Annotated in this window: 17 protein-coding genes and 2 pseudogenes; 4 read left to right on the top strand and 15 right to left on the bottom strand. The window is 42.4% G+C overall.

What is annotated here, in order from left to right; all coding sequences use genetic code 11:
- The first annotated feature begins 571 nt into the window (after window positions 1–571).
- Window positions 572–823 carry a hypothetical protein gene (locus tag H6H03_RS36860; RefSeq protein WP_190959961.1) on the top strand — a complete coding sequence of 84 codons (252 nt, stop codon included), beginning with the start codon at window positions 572–574 and terminating at the stop codon, window positions 821–823.
- A gap of 222 nt (window positions 824–1,045) precedes the next feature.
- Here H6H03_RS36860 and H6H03_RS36865 read toward each other — a convergent pair whose 3' ends face one another.
- From H6H03_RS36865 to H6H03_RS42175, 12 genes are all read right to left on the bottom strand, one after another.
- Window positions 1,046–1,468 carry a type II toxin-antitoxin system VapC family toxin gene (locus H6H03_RS36865; protein WP_190959962.1) on the bottom strand — a complete coding sequence of 141 codons (423 nt, stop codon included), beginning with the start codon at window positions 1,466–1,468 and terminating at the stop codon, window positions 1,046–1,048.
- The gene (locus H6H03_RS36870; protein ID WP_190959963.1) at window positions 1,465–1,704 is read right to left on the bottom strand and encodes a DUF2281 domain-containing protein; all 240 of its coding nucleotides are present in this window, start codon (window positions 1,702–1,704) and stop codon (window positions 1,465–1,467) included. Before H6H03_RS36870 ends, H6H03_RS36865 begins: the two co-directional genes overlap by 4 nt.
- Window positions 1,705–1,981: 277 nt before the next feature.
- On the bottom strand, window positions 1,982–3,424 hold the full coding sequence (nifD, locus tag H6H03_RS36875; RefSeq protein ID WP_190959964.1) for a nitrogenase molybdenum-iron protein alpha chain: 1,443 nt from the start codon (window positions 3,422–3,424) through the stop codon (window positions 1,982–1,984).
- 162 nt (window positions 3,425–3,586) lie between these two features.
- Complete coding sequence (nifH, locus tag H6H03_RS36880; protein ID WP_190959965.1) at window positions 3,587–4,480, bottom strand: nitrogenase iron protein; 894 nt, start codon at window positions 4,478–4,480, stop codon at window positions 3,587–3,589.
- On the bottom strand, window positions 4,473–4,682 hold the full coding sequence (locus H6H03_RS36885; RefSeq protein ID WP_190959966.1) for a hypothetical protein: 210 nt from the start codon (window positions 4,680–4,682) through the stop codon (window positions 4,473–4,475). Before H6H03_RS36885 ends, nifH begins: the two co-directional genes overlap by 8 nt.
- A 122-nt stretch (window positions 4,683–4,804) precedes the next feature.
- The gene (locus tag H6H03_RS36890; protein ID WP_190959967.1) at window positions 4,805–5,161 is read right to left on the bottom strand and encodes a group I truncated hemoglobin; all 357 of its coding nucleotides are present in this window, start codon (window positions 5,159–5,161) and stop codon (window positions 4,805–4,807) included.
- A gap of 302 nt (window positions 5,162–5,463) precedes the next feature.
- The gene (nifU, locus tag H6H03_RS36895) at window positions 5,464–6,363 is read right to left on the bottom strand and encodes a Fe-S cluster assembly protein NifU (RefSeq protein WP_185563667.1); all 900 of its coding nucleotides are present in this window, start codon (window positions 6,361–6,363) and stop codon (window positions 5,464–5,466) included.
- Between the two features lie 135 nt (window positions 6,364–6,498).
- Window positions 6,499–7,707 carry a cysteine desulfurase NifS gene (gene nifS, locus H6H03_RS36900; protein ID WP_190959968.1) on the bottom strand — a complete coding sequence of 403 codons (1,209 nt, stop codon included), beginning with the start codon at window positions 7,705–7,707 and terminating at the stop codon, window positions 6,499–6,501.
- A gap of 222 nt (window positions 7,708–7,929) precedes the next feature.
- Window positions 7,930–8,283, bottom strand: coding sequence for a DUF362 domain-containing protein (locus H6H03_RS36905; protein ID WP_190959969.1), 354 nt, complete (start codon window positions 8,281–8,283; stop codon window positions 7,930–7,932).
- A 99-nt stretch (window positions 8,284–8,382) separates the two neighbouring features.
- Window positions 8,383–9,816 (bottom strand): nitrogenase cofactor biosynthesis protein NifB, encoded by a 1,434-nt coding sequence (nifB, locus tag H6H03_RS36910; protein WP_190959970.1) that lies wholly within the window; start codon window positions 9,814–9,816, stop codon window positions 8,383–8,385.
- Window positions 9,817–10,826: 1,010 nt separating this feature from the next.
- Entirely contained in the window at window positions 10,827–11,192 is a 366-nt protein-coding gene (locus H6H03_RS36915) for a XisI protein (protein ID WP_190959971.1), read from the bottom strand.
- Window positions 11,174–11,536 (bottom strand): element excision factor XisH family protein, encoded by a 363-nt coding sequence (locus tag H6H03_RS42175; RefSeq protein WP_190959976.1) that lies wholly within the window; start codon window positions 11,534–11,536, stop codon window positions 11,174–11,176. The genes H6H03_RS36915 and H6H03_RS42175 overlap by 19 nt, the downstream gene beginning before the upstream one ends.
- Between H6H03_RS42175 and H6H03_RS36925 the strand changes: the two are divergent.
- Window positions 11,530–11,790, top strand: a pseudogene (locus H6H03_RS36925) (zinc-binding dehydrogenase); the annotation flags it as partial. The gene H6H03_RS42175 and the pseudogene H6H03_RS36925 overlap by 7 nt on opposite strands.
- A gap of 231 nt (window positions 11,791–12,021) precedes the next feature.
- Here H6H03_RS36925 and H6H03_RS36930 read toward each other — a convergent pair.
- Window positions 12,022–13,377 (bottom strand): PQQ-dependent sugar dehydrogenase, encoded by a 1,356-nt coding sequence (locus H6H03_RS36930; protein WP_199339222.1) that lies wholly within the window; start codon window positions 13,375–13,377, stop codon window positions 12,022–12,024.
- 168 nt (window positions 13,378–13,545) lie between these two features.
- Window positions 13,546–13,794 carry a hypothetical protein gene (locus tag H6H03_RS36935; RefSeq protein WP_190959974.1) on the bottom strand — a complete coding sequence of 83 codons (249 nt, stop codon included), beginning with the start codon at window positions 13,792–13,794 and terminating at the stop codon, window positions 13,546–13,548.
- 475 nt (window positions 13,795–14,269) lie between these two features.
- Here H6H03_RS36935 and H6H03_RS41910 point away from each other — a divergent pair, with 475 nt between their 5' ends.
- On the top strand, window positions 14,270–15,964 hold the full coding sequence (locus tag H6H03_RS41910; RefSeq protein ID WP_190959975.1) for a DUF4114 domain-containing protein: 1,695 nt from the start codon (window positions 14,270–14,272) through the stop codon (window positions 15,962–15,964).
- A 273-nt stretch (window positions 15,965–16,237) separates the two neighbouring features.
- On the opposite strand, the gene H6H03_RS41660 is transcribed toward H6H03_RS41910, so the two are convergent.
- Window positions 16,238–16,360 (bottom strand): hypothetical protein, encoded by a 123-nt coding sequence (locus tag H6H03_RS41660; RefSeq protein WP_277926231.1) that lies wholly within the window; start codon window positions 16,358–16,360, stop codon window positions 16,238–16,240.
- 160 nt (window positions 16,361–16,520) lie between these two features.
- Between H6H03_RS41660 and H6H03_RS36950 the strand changes: the two are divergent.
- A pseudogene (locus tag H6H03_RS36950) lies at window positions 16,521–18,332 on the top strand (NACHT domain-containing protein); the annotation flags it as partial.
- Between the last annotated feature and the right edge of the window lie 107 nt (window positions 18,333–18,439).

Raw genomic sequence — 18,439 nt, forward strand, 5'->3', positions numbered from 1 at the left:
CATACTCCATACCAATTAACCGCTTTGTTTCTTTCGGATTCTCCTCAATGTGATTCAGTATATTACTCATATTTTAGTGTCAAAAAACTTCTCATGATGTTCTTTTATCACAAAACATACTATTTTGGAGATGTCTATTGAGGACTGGACGATTTAATGCGATCGCATCCCTTCATCGTGCGTAATTCAGTAGGGTGTGTTGTCGCGAAGCGCAACGCACCATCATTTCAAACATCCCAAATATCAGACACAGGTTGAACCTCACCACTGCTACCCCAATCTAACGAGTAAATGTTCTGCTGGATAAAACGATGAACACTCGAAAAAGCCCATTGTTCTGGTAATTCACAGAATTGAATTGATACCGTACAGGATTATAGTGAATGTAATCACAATGATTGGCAAAATCAACATCGTCTCTAATTAGATGCTCCCATACGACTGCGGTTTTTCCGGTACTGACGTAATCAATTCGGAATTGACAAGTATATAATCGGTAGTCTTTCGGTTAGATTCAAGAGTTTAGGGAGGATAGGATTAGCTTGAATATTTTTGTTGAGAGAAGCAAACTATGGAGGCATTGGGTAATATTGCAGCAGCTCCTGTGAAAGGAGTTTGGAACTGGATATCTGAATCAGCAAATCAAATTGCTACTGAATCCAGTATTCTTGCAAAGGGCTGGCATTTGTTCGTAATTCTATTTCTACTTTGTGTACTTGTCCTAGCAACTACATGGTTTATTATCGTAAAAGCTACTCAAGTCACACTTATTATTGCTGTTGGAGTTTTCTCAATTACTTTAATGTTTAACTCAGATGGATAGAGTTATTTTATACACAACTTAATTGAGAGGCTAGTGTAACAGCAGCGTAACACTTCAGTGCGGTAGATAGCCGATTCAAACTTTTGCTATGTGTTGAAGCTGATCTGCCGTCGCTGACTTCTGCGGTTATGAAGTAACTGAAATAGCGCCTTTTTTCTCCCGCCGCCAAAAATCTTGCATTATTATGATGTTGAAGAGCGCTTGCAGTTCTTAACTCTGTTCTTAAAAATCCTCTGGCATAATCACAGAAATTAATTGATTACGATTCTTTCGATAAATTCTAAAATCGCTATCAAATGTTAGTAACTCGCTTTCAGGATACAGTTGTGTCATTCTCACCAAACACGCATCTGCTAATGACATTGGAACTGACTCATATTGCCGTAACAGTTCTTTAACAACTCCTGCTTCTTCACTCAAACACATCGAAATTAATATATTTCCCTCAGCCAGTAAAGACATCACAGTTTCCTGACCGCCATAAATATTTCGCAACAAAAAACAAGTCTCTACAATCACAGCCTCACAAGTGAGTAAAGGCTGCTCAATTGTAGCTAACGTGTTAATTACCCAGGTATGAAGATGCTCTCTGCGATTAATAAAAGCTACTAAAGGCCCTGTATCGATGATGACTCGCTGTTTCATTCAGTTCCTAAACCTTCAAGATATTGTTTGTTCGTCGCTAAATCACCGGGGCCACCATCAACACAACCAGCAAATTGTTGAGCTCCTGCCAAAAATGAAATAGGCTCAATTTGCTCAATATTTGTATTTTCTTTTGCTAGCTGACTTTGCAGAAACTCAATAAAATCTAAGACCTGTTTTTGCTTTTCTGGCGGCAGCGATCGCATTTTTTCAGTTGCAGTTTGTATAATGCTCAAGGTAACCTCCAGACGTTATTCACCCATCTTTTGTGTGTCCAATCGCTTCAGTTTAGCAGACCAACACTTTATCGAGCAAACGGACAAATTTTATCTGCTGCTCAATTTAGTCGCTACGCTATATTTAGTCTAATAAAATCTCAATTCAAAAAGTTTTTTTATTAACAGTTTTTATCCTATCTAAATTTAAGCAAAATCTAAAAACTAGACTCGATGAGAGTTATATTATATGTAGTTTAAAATAAACATTGTTATTGGCGAACATTACAAATCGCATTTAAGCTAGAAATAGTCTCTTTTTCCTTCGACGACTCAAAAAGCTTGCATTACCTGAATTGTAAGAGCTATTGCTAGGCTCGGAGTAATCCCAAGAGTGCATTTGACGGAAGGGTAGACCCATCTTTTGGAAGACGTACTTCTCTTTCACACCAGAAGCAATTAAATCTGGCTTGAGTGCTTTGACAAATTCCTCGAATTCGTAAGCTGTTACGTCATCGTAAACGATGGTGCCATTTTCGATGTAGTGAGTGGTACGTTTGTAGTCGTCGTTGTGAGCGAACTCATAACCTGTACCAACCATCTTCATACCCAAATCTTGGAAAGCGGGTACAACGTGGCGAGGACGCAAACCACCAACCATCATCGCAACGGTCTTACCTTCCAAACGGGGGCGATACTTGTTAACGATCGCATCCATTGTGGGCTGATACTTAGCGATGATCTTCTCAGCGTTTTCTTGGATCTTGGAGTCAAACTTAGAAGCGATTTCCCGTAAAGATTCAGCAATCTTGGTGGGGCCGAAGAAGTTGTATTCTAACCAGGGAATACCATAAGCTTCTTCCATGTGACGGCTGATGTAGTTCATCGAACGGTAGCAGTGAATCAAGTTCATCTTCACGTTCGGTGTCATCAACATTTCGTTGATAGTACCATCACCAGACCACTGAGCAACTACGCGCAAGCCCAGTTCTTCTAACAGAATCCGGCTAGCCCAAGCATCACCACCGATGTTGTAGTCACCGATAATTGCTACGTCGTAAGGAGTAGACTCAAACTTGAGTGTGCCATCTTTCTTGGCTTGGTCGGCTCTGGTGAACACCCAGTCACGCACCATGTCGTTAGCGATGTGGTGACCCAAGGACTGAGAAACACCCCGGAAACCTTCGCAACGAACGGGAACAACAGGCTTGTTGATCTCTTTCGATGTTTTCCGAGCTACTGCTTCGATGTCATCCCCGATTAGACCGATGGGACATTCAGATTGAATAGAAACACCACGGTTGAGGGGGAAGAGTACTTCCAATTCTTGGATCAGCTTGACCAGTTTTTTGTCACCACCGAACACGATATCGCGTTCTTGGAAGTCAGAGGTGAAGTGCATGGTACCAAAGGTGTCTACACCTGTGGTGCCGATGTAGTAGTTACGACGACCAGACCAAGACCAGTAACCGCAACCTACAGGCCCGTGGCTGATGTGGATCATGTCCTTAATAGGACCCCAAACCACACCTTTAGAACCGGCGTAAGCACAACCACGAGCAGTCATTACACCAGGAAGAGATTTGATGTTAGACTTAACGCCGCAATCGCTCTTACCTTCTTCGTATACATTTAGGTGCTTTTCCCGTTTTTTCGCTGCTTTTTCGGGATAAGCGCTTAGTACTTCCTTAATTAGTTCTTTTCTTTCTTCGATGATGTTTTGATTTTCTGGAGGAGTCATTTTTGCCTCTCTTGCTCCTAAGGAACGGGGATAGGGAAGGGGAGCATCGTCCCCTGTAGTGTTGGGGACTTGCAGCCCCCTTGGGGGATACAGGTAATCGTTAGAAAGAAGGTAAAAGGTAAATTATGCAATTTTTTCCTTTTCCTTTTTCTACATCACAGCTTACTTAACAGGTGCTTCAGCAGCAGTTTTACCGATGATGTCTGCGTGCTTGGTATCGTCATCAAGAATACCGTATTCAATCAACAGAGCTTCCAGTTCATCCATTTCCATTGGTGTGGGGATGGTGAGCTTGGTGTTGTTGATGATCTTCTTAGCTAATGCACGGTATTCGTTACCTTGATTGCTGTCGGGTGCGTATTCGTTAACGGTCATCCGGCGCAATTCTGCGTGTTGCACGATGTTGTCGCGGGGTACGAAGTGAATCATTTGAGTGTTCAAACGTTCAGCCAAGGTTTCGATCAATTCGATTTCCCGGTCAACTTTACGGCTGTTACAAATCAAACCACCCAAACGCACGCCGCCGGAGTGAGCGTACTTAAGAATACCACGAGCGATGTTGTTAGCAGCGTACATCGCCATCATTTCACCGGAGGTAACGATGTAGATTTCTTGTGCTTTACCTTCACGAATAGGCATAGCGAAACCACCGCACACAACGTCACCTAATACGTCGTAAGATACGAAGTCTAGGTCTTGGTAAGCACCGTTTTCTTCCAAGAAGTTGATGGCTGTGATAATACCACGACCAGCGCAACCTACACCTGGTTCTGGACCACCAGATTCCACGCAACGCACACCACGGAAACCGGTGAGCATTACTTCTTCGAGTTCTAAATCTTCTACTGCACCTCTTTCTGCTGCTAAGTGCAGCACTGTGGTTTGAGCTTTAGCGTGCAGCATCAAACGGGTAGAGTCAGCTTTGGGGTCGCATCCTACAATCAAAACGCGCTGACCCATTTCTGCCATAGCGGCGATGGTGTTTTGAGATGTGGTGGACTTACCGATACCGCCTTTACCGTAGAAAGCTATCTGTCTAATGTTTTCGTCAGTCATTGTTCTTGTTTTCCTGCAATTGGTTGGTTGGTGGGTCTTTGCGTTTGTTTGAGGATCTCACGCCTGTAGGAGCAATGGCTGTGAGGGTCTGTAGAACATCGCTGGTGGCGATCGCTCCACAGTAAAAACATAGATAAGTAACTGCATATATTTCCCGGTTAAATTTGTTTTCTTTTGGTAATTTGCTATTTGTCCTAGTCATTAGTCATTTGACTAATGACTAAGAAATTACGCAATTTACAAATACGTCGTAATGTGTTTCAGCTTGGAGGAATTAGTAGGAATTGACTTAAATATTCGTCAACAACTAATGTCTAAATCCGATTACTTGTTCAAAATAGCGGGTTTCAAATTCGAGACTCGATCTAGTGCAGCTTTTGTATCATCTGCGGATACTCCAGCCACAGTCATTGATTCACTCAGGTATTTGGCGATCGCATCGAAGTGTGGTTGCTGTAGCGCCATACCTGCGTGGGTTTTGTCCATTGGACGACCACTGTATTCCTTTGGGCCTTCAAATATTTGAGAGAAGAAAGTAATCTGATGATTACGTTGCTTTACCATATCTGTATTAGCGAAAAAAGGCTTCAGGGTGTTATCTGCAAGAATACGTTTGTGAAGCTCATCTACTACTTTCTCAATAGTAGGTTTTCCGCCAATTTTTTCGTACAGTGTACTCATGTTTGTCTCCTTTGAAGCGAGTTGAATGACGGAATTTGCAATTAGGCGATTTATACTTTCGCCTATATGCTGTCTGTGTGTTGTAAGTAGGACTAATACCAATTCGTAATTCGTAATTCGTAATTCGTAATTAAGAAAGTCAGATTTGATTTAGATTTGCTGATTTCAATCTGGAACTTTCTTTTGACGAATTGGTATGAAACATTGAGTGGAGACAATTATTCAATTCAAATCCTACTTTCTGTTCTTAGCTGATGCTTATTCGGGCGTATTTGTAGAGTACGTAAGCTCTACAGAAATTCCTAAACTGCTTCGACTACAAGGTTTTTGCTGACACGATCTTGTAATCTGGCTTCGATCGCAATTTTTAAAGTTGCTGTGCTACTAGAACAAGAACCACAAGCGCCTTGCAGAATAACTTTCACGCGATCGCCTTCTACATCATACAGTTCTACATCCCCTCCGTCTGCAATCAGAACGGGTCTAACTTCTTCGTCAAGAACTTTTTGAATGAGGGCAATCTTTTGGACGTTGGTTAGCGATCGCTCTTTAGAAGTAACAATTTCTGTGGCAACTTTGACGCCGTAATTGTTGAGATCCGGTGCGATTGCTTCCTGTCTTACTGATTTAATAATATCATCAATATTTGCTAGACAGGAACCGCATCCGCCACCAGCTTTTACATAATTTGTTACTTGTTCGGCATCAGTGAGATTATTTTCTAAAATCACGCGACGAATCTTAGATTCGCTAATACCAAAACAACTACAAACTAATGCGCCTTCATCATCATCATCGTGGCTATCTAAAGGAATGCCACGATAATTATAAATTGCTGCTTCTAAAGCTTCTTGTCCCATAACAGAACAGTGCATCTTAGCTTCTGGTAAACCACCCAAGTAATCTGCAATGTCTTTGTTGGACACTTTCAAAGCTTCATCTAAAGTCAAACCTTTAACCATTTCGGTTAATGCACTAGAAGAAGCGATCGCACTTGTACAGCCAAAGGTTTGAAACCTAGCATCAAGAATCTTATCAGATTCTACCTCAACCTTGAGGTGCAATCTCAGAGCATCACCACAAGCAATGCTACCGACTTCGCCCGTTGCAACCTTAACACCAGGTTCGCTGACTTCTTCAATTTCTCCCTGGTTTTGGGGATTGTAAAACAGTTCTAATACTTTATCTGTGTAGTCCCACATGAGTGATTTTAGATTTTAGATTTTGGATTTTAGATTGGAGGATTGGGAATTGGGGATTGGCTACTGGGTATTGGGTATTGGAATAATTCTTCCCTAATCCCCAGTCGCCAGTCACCAGTCCCTAGTCCCCAGTTCCTAACGATGTGCCAGTGCTTGTTCTTGTCCTTGCAACCAACCTGCGTCGTCACTTTTGAAGGGTGAGAGGGCACGTAAACGTTCTACAATACCGGGCATGACTTCTATAACTTGGTCGATTTCAGCTTCAGTGGTGTAGCGAGAAAGGCTGAATCGGATGGAACCATGCAAGGTGGTGTAGGGTAAGCCCATTGCCCGGAGTACGTGGGAAGGTTCCAGCGAACCAGAGGTACAGGCAGAACCAGATGATGCACAGATACCGTATTTATTTAACAACAGTAGAATTGCTTCACCTTCAATGTACTTGAAGCCGATATTGGTTGTATTGGGTAATCTCTGCGTAGGGTCACCGTTAACCACACAATCGGGAATGGTGGCGAGTAAAGTTTGTTCTAGGCGATCGCGCAGCCTTCTTTCTCTTTTTGTCGCCTCTTCCATGTGTAACAGTTCTAGTTCCGCAGCTTTGCCCAAGCCGATAATTCCCGGAACGTTCTCTGTTCCCGCCCTACGTCCGCGTTCTTGGTGTCCGCCAAGCAGCAAAGGACGGAATCTCACCCCACGTCGCACATACAAAGCACCAATTCCTTTGGGTGCGTGCAGCTTGTGACCAGACAGGGTTAACATATCAACGGTGCTATTCTTCATGTTCATGGGAATTTTACCCACTGCTTGCACCGCATCAACGTGGAACAGAGCGCCATGCTCTTTTACTCGTAACCCAATCTGCTCAATTGGGAAAACCGTACCGGTTTCGTTGTTGGCGTACATAATTGACACCAACGCAGTGTTACCAGTCAACGAGGCTTCTAGCTCATTAAGATCTAACTGCCCTCGATCGTTTACCGAAAGGTAGGTAACATTATAACCTTGGGTTTCTAATTGTTTGCAGACATTCAGTACTGCTGGATGTTCGACTTGGGTAGTGATGATGTGTCGCTTTTCTGGCTGCGCTAACAATGCAGCGCGAATCGCGGCGTTATCTCCCTCAGTTCCGCAACTGGTGTAGACAATTTCTGACTCATCAGCTCCCAATAAAGCTGCAAGTTGTTCTCTGGCTGTTTTCACGCCTTTGGCAAGTTGCCCGCCAAAAGTATGCATACTAGAGGGATTGCCGTAAAAGTCCGTCAGGTAAGGCAGCATTGCCTCTACAACTTGTGGGTCTACTTTGGTAGTAGCATTATTATCGAGATAGATGCAGTTCTTTTGCATTGTTTGTAATTTTGATATCAGAATAATTTAGTTAGGAGACGCGATGAACCTTTGTCTGTACAAGATTCCTTTAGTCGATTGCCCTTTACTTTTAAGCTTCAGCAATTCGTAATTTTTTAACCTTCATCAATTCGTAATTTTTGAGTTTAATTTTCCATTACGAATTACGTTAGCGAAGCGTTAGCGACGAAGGAGCGTCATTACGAATTACGAATTATCTTATTAGGCTTCTACTCCCATTGTTCGGGATTGACGTTTTTGTAACTGCTCAGAGTATTTCTGTGAATAACATTTAAACCAACGTTCCCAGTAATCTTCTTTATTAGTTAATTTTCCAAGTACACGGTTGTAATTAGCAAACCAGCCTTCCCAATAATCAGCAGGCTGTTTCACGCAACCGTCACAGGTGGGACAACCAGCTTTACATTGAGGTACTGTATGAATGCTACCAGTACAGTTTGTGCAAAGTTCGGGATCGATCCAGCGATTACCATCAACTATTTTGATTGCACCGGTAGGGCATACAGACAGACACAAATCGCAGGAAATACATTGGCTAGTAATTTTGTAAGCCATGATTATTCTCCTTTTTAAGTAATGGGGCATTGGGCATCGGGCATTGGGCATTGGGTATTGGAATTCTTGTGCTATTCCCTATGCCCCATGCGCTATGCCCTATTCCCTACTCCATTGTTCGTAAAACTCCAAAGCAACCTTCTCAATTACGTCGTAAGCTTCAACAGTCTGTATACCGGCTTCTTGCAATTTTTCTTTGGGACAGTTACCAATTTTGGAAACTAAAACTGCTTTGCAATCTGCGATCGCCTTCATAATATACTCGAAGGAAGCCTCTTCGCCGTATCCACCTTGGCAATATTGGTCGATTTTGCGATGACTAATAAAGCGAACTTCATTACCATCCACTTCGTAAATTTGGAATTCCTTAGCATGGCCGAAGTGCTGGTTAACTAAACCGCCGCCTTTGGTTGCTACTGCAACTAAGACTTTGGGTTTGTTGGCAAATTTCTTGCCGGCTAGCGCCTTCTCTTTGGCTACTTTAATTTCTTCTTTAAACTTCTCAATTCCTTCATGAACGCTAGCGCGTTGTTCTACGTCATATTCTGGAGTCATTTCCAAGAATTTATCTTTGGAAAATTCCTGGCTGCGGTCTTCTCCTAGTAATCCGACTGCATCGGCGCGACACTGGCGACAGTGACGCATCATTTTCATGTTACCAGAGCAGTTGTCTTGGAGTTCTTTAAGTTCTTTGGGTGTGGGGCCGCGTTGACCGGTTAAACCAAAGTGTGTGCCATGTTCTGGTGCAGAAATCAATGGCATGATGTTGTGCAAGAATGCACCTTTTTCACGAATGACTCGATTCACTTCAACTAGGTGATGGTCATTGATTCCGGGAATCATCACAGAGTTGACTTTACACAAGATGTCAGCTTCTTTGAGGGCTTGCAATCCTTCCATCTGTCTTTCGTGGAGAATTCTTGCGCCTTCAATACCTCTGTAACGTCTGCGCTTGTAGTGAACCCAAGGATAAATCTTAGCACCAATCTCTGGATCTACCATGTTAATGGTGATCGTGACGTGATCTATATTTAATTGTTTAATGCGATCGATGTAGTCGGGCAGCATTAAACCATTGGTAGATAAACAAAGTTTGATGTCTGGTGCTTGCTCGGCAATCAACTCAAATGTGCGGAATGTCTTGTCTGGGTTCGCTAGTGGGTCGCCAGGGCCGGCTATTCCCACAACTGTCATTTGAGGAATCTTGCCTCCAATTACCAAGGCTTTGTGTGCTGCTTCTTCTGGTGTGAGCAACTCGCTAACTACTCCAGGACGGCTTTCGTTAGCACAGTCATATTTGCGGTTGCAATAGTTACATTGAATGTTACAGGCGGGAGCAACTGCAACGTGCATCCGCGCGTAGTGGTGATGGGCGTCTTCGCTGTAGCAGGGATGTTTGGCAATGCGTTCTTGGAGTTTTTCGTCCATTTCCACGGTGGTACTGCTATCGCAGCCGCAACCACCGGATTTTGCTTGGGTTGTTGTCGAGTCCGTAGCGTTGGAGGTGACGAGTCTTGTAGACGATGGTGTCATTGAATTTCGCAAAAGGATCGGTGGACTTGGCTGCCACTGTGGGAGATGCAGTGGCTACTCTCTATGCCCGGAAATTGAAGTCGTGGCTTGCACGCTGCCTGACTTGTTATCAAGTAGGGCAGGCGGTAGATATTTGATTTTGGGCTTTGATTTGGGCTGGTGTGTGTCAACGTTGGGTTCTTGGGAGAATTTGTGCGTTGAGCCACGACTTCTATTCATTTGGGGCACGGTGCTATGTCATCCCTCCACTTACTCTTCGCTTCGTTTTTGTGTAGGAGCGTTAAGTAATTGGCGATATAAGATTTATATCAGCCGTATTTGACCAAGGCGGCGCGTCTATCTAGGATAGAATTTATTGGATTTATTAAGCTTGTACTCAAATAGGAAAAACCCTAATTCTTTGAGCGTTACAAGAATTAAAAAAAATTTTTTCGGGTAGGGGTTCTAGTATTTTTTGGTTGGGGTTCTAGTGTTTAGAGATGGGGGTTCAGGATTTATTTGTACTCAGTCAAAACTCGCTTCCAGCAAGGATTTTCATTCACTTGAAACTGGATTTTGGTTATTTAAATGTGTACTCAGATTGCCCTCAAATCCAGCCAAAAGCAACAAATGGCAAGGGATTTGGGGGAAAAACTGGAGCAGGCTATGTCGTACTACTCCAGATACGTGCGAAATTCAATTCTGTATCCAACATATCATTTTTTTTCAGCTAAAAATGCAATTCATATTTTTTTAATTTTTACTTTGGCAATGATATTCAATTAGACTTCTAACTTTTAGCTGGTAAGGCATAGAGGCTCGTCAAAATGGATGTCTTGATGCACATATTTTTCAAAAAATTTAACTTTTTCCTCGTTTTTTTTATTCCGACGTATGAGGAGATGGGAGGAAAGTTGTTGTTACTGCTAGTGAATTTTGTGTTTCGAGGAAACAATCTACTTCAATCTAACATGACTTGGCGATCGCAATAAATTTTCTTAATTGTTCGCTACAAACTTTTGCATTGCTTCTCAAGTAATTGCATAGCCTGTGTAAGGTCTTAATTCCGGCGGACGAAACCCCAAAACAATATGTTCTTTAGGAATTCCAGCCCGTTCTAAATCAGCGGCGATACCTTCTTCTGTGCCATCTCGTTGAATCCAGATTTTGCCATCAATCAGGTCAATATGAACTAGACAGCCGTGAACGCGACGTTCGCCATCCCAACCTACATCCATCCACAAATAGCGAGTCTCCTGCGGAGAGGCTGCGCCAACGCAGGTGCGATCGAATACTACTTCTGATTGAATATCTGCATAAGAATAAGGAATTGAGGCATATTCACTGATAACAGTTTCAATTACCTGGCGGTACTGGTCTAATTGGGTACAATCCATTGTTTTATAACCTCTTGTTTTGGCTCGAATGTAATCAACTTTAAACGGCGATTTCTTAGTAAGAGCTTGCCGATTGATTCTTCAAATAAATCATCAAAAACCGTATTAGGTATTGCCAGATATAGCAATCGCTCTGGCTCTAATTCCACCAATATATCCTGATATAAAATATACTGACCCAAGGCTTTTTCTAAATCATCAATATCCGATCTGCCAGTAAAACTTTTGATTTCAACTGCAATTTTTGATTCTGCTTTTTGTGCTGCTAATACTAATTCCAGAAAAAAATGAAACAGATGCGTAGGTTGGGTTGAACGAAGTGAAACCCAACACGAGTTTTGCAGTACAAATTGCTAAGGCTTTAGGGGCAGTAGTGACGGGAGTTAGCAGTTCTAAAAACTTGGATTTGGTGAAATCCTTGGGAGCAGACCGCGTGGTTGATTATACGCAGCAAGATTTTACCGCAGATACAAGGCAATACGATATTATTCTTGATGCAGTGGGTAAGCGATCGCTCTCTCAAACCAAAAATGTCCTCAAACCCAACGGTGTATATATCAGCACCCTACCCAGTCCGGAAAGCGTTGTCCAGACAGTTAATTGCCAGCTGAAAAAAAGCGCCTTATATGCCCATTTGTAGATAAAGGGTATATAAGACGTTTTTTTGTAAGCCAAAAGCAGTACAGGTAGCTTCTTTACTTAATGAACTAATACTCTCATTCCTAACAATCTTTAAACCAACGAAGGTGGTTTTGTATACTCTTGGAGGTGTGGGAAAAGACTAGGAAACTCCAGTCAAACTAAGGCTACTGTAGACCTTAGCTTGTAGTTATGGTGTGTAGGAGAGCTTATAGATGGTGCCACTGTAATCATCCGAAATGAACAAATTACCTTGCTTATCGACTGCCATATCTACCGGTCGCCCCCAGATTTCTTCGGTTCCCGGAACTAGCCAACCGCTGACTAAATCTATCTGATTCCCTGGACTCTTTGTTGCAGCGTTCCAGGGAAAGTAAACTACTTTGTAGCCTGTTTTCTTCTGGCGATTCCATGAACCATGCAGCCCCACCACTACCCCATTTGAGTACGAGCCAAGAAAGCTAGTATTTTGTAAGAATGTTAGTCCCAAGGGAGCTGAATGGGCTTGGATACCCTTGCTGATCTTGTCCATTGCATAGCAATTAACGTGTCCATCAGAATTGTATTGATAGTCCAGATCTAACGGCATATTGTTTAAGCCATTTGACGTGTCAGGATTGGAATTGCAGAATGGCCAACCATAGTTACCGCCATCTCGGACTCGTGTGAACACCTCTGGAGGATGGTTGTCCACGTAGGACGGAATCACCTTACCGTAATTGCCAGTATTATCCTTGAAGGGATAGCGGATATTATCTCGATTATTACCAACTACCCAAAGGTCATTTGTATTAGGTACGAATGCTAATCCTTCGGCATTACGTAAACCTTGGGCAAAAAGGCGTCGATTGGTTCCATTAGCGTTGTACTGGTAAATTGCACCACGTTTTGGGTTACTGACAGTATCTGACACACAGGCATTGCATGTAGAGGCGATGGACACGTACAGTTTGTGGTTGCCATCAAGTGCGATATTTTTCAATTCGTGACCATATGCACCTTTGAGTTCGCTTGTGCTGCTGTCTGGTAAACCAGTTACAACGATTTGACGATTTTTGGCAATTCGGTCTCCATACGTATAGGTGAAACGGTTAATTTGATGAGTCTCAGAGATGTAAACGTATGTGATGTTGTCAATCTTATGAAACACAATGTCGTGGGGTTTGCGTAGACCCACCACAAAGTTAGAAATAATCGGGTCTTTGCTGCCATTTGGTCGGATAATTAATACTTTACCGGTAGCTGGCTGTGATACTAAAAGATCCCCATTGGGAGCAACTGCCATAAAGCGAGCATTTCTAACGCGAGCGTAAACAGAGATGGAGAACTTCGGGGGCAGCTTCAAATAACGGTTAGTATTAAAGGGCGAATATCTCATTGTACTAGGCACGTTGACCTTAGTATTAACAGACGCAGCAGGCGCGTCAGCCAGCACTGCTTTGGGAACAACCTCTAAAGACATCAAACTAGTAACTGAAACGCTCAAACCAACTAGCGACGCAGAAAGTATCCGTCCAAGCGCCTGTCTTGGATTTAAATCGAACATAACCATTTTTCTAGCCTCGTAGGGAACTATGTTACACACAACTCTCGGCTAGCCAATATTTTCCGAGAGTCCGAACACAGGGTAATCAGGTGTAGTAGTTTTTGAAAATACTTCGTTAAATATCTTCATATATTCAATTTTTTCTTATTCATCAAAAAATGCTGGAGTCTAGAGATACAGCACATTCCAAGTAAATAAGGTAGAAATTTTAAGAATAAAGCCATATAAAATCAGAGTTTCTATCTTGTTACCAATTGTTTGCTGTATAAAGAAAGATACAGCGATCGCTCCCTCAAACCCAAAAAGTCTCAAACCCAACGGTGTCTCTATCGCTACCTTACCCAGCCTGGAAACTACTGTCTGATTGAATCTGGTAAAATTCGTGCAGTGAGCGATGTCTACGACGGGCTGCGCCAACGCACATATCTCTGACAAGCATTAACAACGGTTCATAGTGATAGCGAAACTGTGGTGGAGTGGTGAAAATTGCGATCGCCCCAATTATTCCCCAATTATTACGGTGTAATTAGAGAATGGCTTTATTGGTACGATAGATCGGAAAAACGCTATCCAACACCGCAAAAAAAGATTCAACAAACTCAACAACGCACTCAAAGGTTAGCAAAGAAATTGTGTAGACGCCCAGCGACTTGTTGTTAGACATCGCTTGGCATATATCTAGATAATCTTGATGAATAAATTATCAGATTCACGCTAGTAAGCTGTGATTTTATTAAACATCATCATGTTTGACATCTGTCAATAGTAAGAGTTATTAAGTATACAGCCAACTGAAGGCAAAACTTAACTGCAAGTATTGTTTGCAACTATAGGATAGAACTACCTCGTTGCGCCCGATTCACTTTTTCTGCAATTAGGTAAGCCTTTGGCTGTGATAAACACCCCTGCTGATGACACCTTCACCGATATTACAGGCGTCCTTGTAGGCGCAGACGACGACATCGATACAAACCTTGTCTACGGCATCACAGGTGGTAATGTCACTGGCAACACTTCCACCCTCATCGGCAACTACGGCACTCTCAGCCTCGACACCCAAACTGGGGCATACACCTACACCCCCAATGCTACTGCCATCGATGCCCTGACTACCAATGCCTCTGATAATTTTACCTTCAGCGTTAGTGATGGCACTTTGAGTGCTACCCAGCCGTTTGCCGTCAACATTACTGTTGCTAACAATGCTAACCAGCCACCAACCTTACAAGCCGTCACCCCTGCTAACCTAATAAACACCCCTGCTGATGACACCTTCACCGACATTACAGGCGTCCTTGTAGGCGCAGACGACGACATCGATACAAACCTTGTCTACGGCATCACAGGTGGTAATGTCACTGGCAACACTTCCACCCTCATCAGCAACTACGGCACTCTCAGCCTCGACACCCAAACTGGGGCATACACCTACACCCCCAATTCGACTGCCATCAATGCTCTGACTACCAATGCCTCTGATAATTTTACCTTCAGCGTTAGTGATGGCACTTTGAGTGCTACCCAGCCGTTTGCTGTCAACATTACTGGTGCTGACGATACACCTACCACTGCCGTGATTGATGCCAAGTTAATTAATAGCACCAATGATATCTTTAAAATCGACGCCAGCGAGTTCACCAAAGTCAACATTAAAATCAAAATTAAAGGACGCAGTTCCAAATTAGTCAACGAACTCGGCGTCTTCAGCGTTGATGACAGCCTTGGCACTATCGACGGTATTGCACCAGGGGCAGCAGGTTATCAAGAAAAAGCCCTCTCTAGAGCCAAAATCATCTTCTCAGTCATCACCAACAACCCCACAGGCTTTAATCAACAAGACCTCAGCCGCATCCTCCAATTGCAGGGTGGTACACAACTGCGCTTTTATTTGAAGTCTCAAAGTCAGATTATCTTCTCAGACACAACCACCCAAAAAATCACTTCCCAAAGCGAAGGTGGCTTTACTTTGGGGTGGAAAGATGGTTCCCGTGGCGATTCAGTTTTTGATGACTTGCAAGTGAATATTCAACAAACTGATGAACAATTACCCATCGGTACATCTTTGCAAGGAGAATCAGAAGGCGAAGCCCTGGATTTGCGGGATTTCGGCACTGACAGCCTAATTAGTGGGACTTTCATTGTCAACCGGGAAGCATCTTACAACAACTTTGTCGGTTTCTATGAAGTTACTGATGAGGATGGTGGCATTGATACCAATGGTGATGGCACAGCAGACATCCTCCCTGGACAAGCCGGTTATGTACAAGCGGCAATCAAGTCACGGATGACTGATATTGCCTTATCCGTAGGTAATCAAGGTACAGCCAACCACAATGGCAACTTTAAAGGCGGTGGCATTTATGTGCCATTCCTGATTGTTGACGGTAAAGTTGATGCTTTGTTAGACAGTAATTCTAGCAATGACCCGACAGTTTACTTCACTTTCTTGGGTGCCAATACTGACAAGACTCAGCACGTCAAGATGTTAGGTGATAATGTCTTTGGTTTTGAGGATCTCTCTGGTGGCGGCGACAAGGATTACAACGATGTGATTGTCAAGATTAATTTGACCTATAACATCGGGTAAGGGATTTTTAAGAAATAAATTACTACTACTTGTGGGATCGGCCAGACACCATTGGTGTCAACTGAACGTAAATAACGTGAATTCGACAGACCTCACCCACCTAACCTCCCTCTCCTGCGAGGAGAGGGAGGAGTAACAAAAAATTAGGGTTTTTGCTCCTTCAAGGAGAGGGGTTGGGGGTGAGGTCAAAATCCTGTACATCGAATTCACGTTCATTTAGTTTGTTGATATCTTCTGCTAAATAAGTTTTACCAAATTCCCCTTCCTAATGATTTAATCGGGTGATAGCGGTTTCTCAGCACTACCAATCTTGTACCGCAGTTGGAGCAAAAAATTAATTGTGCGATCGCCAAGACTGGGCGGGTTGTGGCAAGCTGGATTAAGGCAGCAAGTCATAACTGTGCATTTATAAGCAAATGTATTTATTATCCCTTAAGCACAGCCCACTCTTTGTAAAAACCACAAAATTAAGGTTCGTTTCTGTAATAACTCTGAAATTTGGAAACAACTCAAGCTAGTGTATATACTCGTAATCAAAATCTCAACAGACGCGAGTATGATGGATTTGTTAGCTATTTGGGGTGTAACTCAGGCTGCTGGGTTAATTTTTAAACCCATTCTCGAAGACTTAGCCAAAGATGCTGCTAAAGATTGGGCTAAAGATTTATTAAAAGGCATCCCTGGCAAGATTTTCCAGAAACTTAAGAAGGAAGATATAGAAATTGCTGCGGGGAAAGCGTTAAAGGAATTTTTACAACTGGTGCAGCAGCAGTTAAAGGTTCGTTGCAAACTGAGTGAAACTGAAATTAAAGAATACACTCAAGACATCAAGAAATTTCTCAATGATAAATTAGTTATAGAAGTTCTTGGCAAAGGTTTTGATATTAATTGTGAATCTCTAGATGCTAAAAAGCTAGAAGAGAGTTGGAATAGGCTGCAATTAAAACCTCTACCACCTAAGTTTAACTGGCAATCAATTACAGAACAGTATTTTACACAAGTCCAAGAACTTCTTTTAGATTCCGAAGAATTACACCATATCTTAGAATTACAAAAATTATCTAGTATTGAAACAAATATAAAACAACTATCTGGTGTTACTCCAGATTTTAATTTAAATAAATATCAAGAAGGTATCCTAGAACGGTATGGCAATGTTAAATTAGATAGCTTAGATACTAGCGGCTATGCCTATAACGAACTCAAATTATGGCGGATTTTTACTGCTCAAAATGTCCGGGAAGCTCATCAAGTTTTACCACAAGTTCACGAACTGCCGAAAGAACATCTACGCCGATTGCGAGAAAGCGACCAAGTAGAAGCAGAAATTGAATTAGAAGAGTTAGAACGCCACAAACGAGTTTATTTTGAACAGCCGATACTTTGTGTTTTAGATGTTGTCAATAAAAAACAAGATTATAAATATATTGTGATTTTGGGCGATCCTGGTTCAGGTAAGTCTACTTTGCTGCAATTTCTGGCTTTGAATTGGGCACAGTCACCACTGGATAATGTTATATATTTACCGATTCCGTTGCTAATTGAGTTACGCACTTATATGCGGCGACGGGAAGATAAAGAATGCAAGAATTTTCTGGAATTTTTTGATAAATGTAGTGGTGCAATTCATCATCTCAATCAGCTTGAATTAGATAAACAATTAAAAGCTGGTAATGCATTGGTGATGTTTGATGGTTTAGATGAAGTCTTTGACCCCGGTCAGCGAGAAGATGTAATTACTGATATTCATCGCTTTACTAATGACTATCCCAATGTGCAGGTGATTGTCACTTCTCGGATTATTGGCTATAAACCCCAACGATTGCGTGATGCTGAGTTTCGCCACTTTATATTACAAGATTTAGACTCAGAACAAATTCAGGATTTTATCCACCGTTGGCATGAGTTAACTTTTGCTGATGCAGCAGAAAAAGCGAGAAAACGGGAACGGCTGCAAAGAGGAATTGCAGCTTCCAAAGCTATTGCAGAACTGGCGGGAAATCCGCTGTTGTTGACAATGATGGCAATTCTGAATCGAAATCAAGAACTGCCAAGAGATAGAGCCGAACTTTATAATCAAGCATCGCGGGTACTGCTACATCAATGGGATGTGGAACGCGCTTTGACAGAAGATAAGAGGTTAGATCCCAAGACGATTGATTATAAAGATAAACAAGCGATGCTGCGTCAGGTTGCTTATCTTATGCAGACAGGTGAGAAAGGTTTGGCAGGGAATTTGATTAATGAAAATGATTTAGTCAAAGTTCTGATTGATTATCTCAAAACCATAGAATTTGATAAACCTAGAGAAGTAGCGCGGGTGATGATTAATCAACTGCGGACTCGTAACTTTATGTTATGTTTTCTGGTAAGGATTCAGGTAACAGAGTATTGACAAAGGGAACACTTGAGGGGGAGTATCACAGATATGAACCAAAACCTGCCTCAAAATTTAGACCGAGAAAGCTTGAACCA

Source organism: Nostoc paludosum FACHB-159 (assembly GCF_014698835.1).
Lineage (GTDB): Bacteria > Cyanobacteriota > Cyanobacteriia > Cyanobacteriales > Nostocaceae > Nostoc > Nostoc paludosum.